This window comes from Roseateles sp. P5_E11, assembly GCF_054049355.1.
On record NZ_JBFUMO010000997.1, the window covers coordinates 1 to 1,239 of the forward strand.

The 1,239-nt window shown below is 62.6% G+C and carries 1 protein-coding gene and 1 pseudogene; both read right to left on the reverse strand.

Annotated elements, in window-relative coordinates; genetic code table 11:
• Positions 1–276 (reverse strand): annotated as a pseudogene (locus ACXJKR_RS32830) (2-isopropylmalate synthase); the annotation flags it as partial.
• Positions 277–474: 198 nt separating this feature from the next.
• On the reverse strand, positions 475–1,239 hold a 765-nt coding region (gene pssA, locus ACXJKR_RS32835), incomplete at its 5' end, for a CDP-diacylglycerol--serine O-phosphatidyltransferase (protein ID WP_457326429.1).

The following is a 1,239-nucleotide window of genomic DNA, read 5'->3' on the forward strand; positions in this document are numbered from 1 at the left end:
GTGTCCGCCGTCGATGAGCAGGCGGATGAAGTCGAACTCGGTCTGCGACGCCGACGGGAAGCCGACCTCGATCTCCTTGAAGCCGATCTTCACGAGCTGCTGGAACATGCGCAGCTTGCGGGCAATGTCCATCGGCTCGATCAGCGCCTGGTTGCCGTCRCGCAGGTCGGTGCTCAGCCAGATCGGCGCGYGGGTCAGCACGGCATCGGGCCAGCGGCGGTCCGGCAATGCGATCGGGGCGAAGGAGCGGTACTTTTGCTGCGGTTGCTTCAACATGGGTGTTCCATCCGAGGGTGGGTGGCGCAACCAGCAGCCTTTGAAAACACGAACGGCCCGCTGCGGTTGCATACGGGCCGTTGGGGTCAGGTGTGAGCGTACGTGCGCGACTGACTAGCGAACCCGTGGTTCCTCTAGGGCTAGTAGCAGGCTAATTCGCGTGGCGCGGCTCATGGGTCGGGAATCTAGCATGAATGGCTATTGATGCAAGCCACGTTCATCCGGCTCGTCGGTGCTGGTGGAGATGACGCTGACGGGCTTGCCCTTGGACTTGCGCCAGCCATAGATGACATACCCCGACAGGCCATAGACGCAGAAGACACCGAAGAGAACGCGTGATGGATCGAGTGCGGCAAGGCCGATGCCAAGCATGATCACAACCAACACGATGAAGGGCACGCTGCGCCGCCGGTCGAAGACTTTGAAGCTGTAGAACGGAGCGTTCGTCACCATCGAAAGCCCGGCGAACAAGGTGATGCCGTAAGCCACCCAGGCGACCCAACCCCCGGGCTGGACACCGGTGTACTCCTTCCGATCCACGACGGCCCAGATCAGGCCCATCACGATCGCCGCTGCCGCGGGGCTTGGCAGCCCCTGGAAATAGCGCTTGTCCACCACGCCGATGTTGACGTTGAAGCGTGCCAGCCGCAGTGCAGCGCCGGCGATATAGACGAAGGCCGGAATCCAGCCCGGCTTGCCCATGTCCTTGAGCGCCCACATGTAGACGATCAACGCCGGCGCGGCACCGAAGGCCACCATGTCGGACAGGCTGTCCATCTGCTCGCCGAAGGCTGACTGGGTATTGGTCATGCGTGCGACGCGGCCATCAAGACTATCGAGGATGGCAGCGGCAAAGATGGCAACACAGGCCACCTCGAAGCGGCCGTTCATGGCCATGACGATGGCATAGAAGGCGCTGAACAGCGCGCCCAGCGTGATCGCGTTGGGCAGAGCGTAGATGCC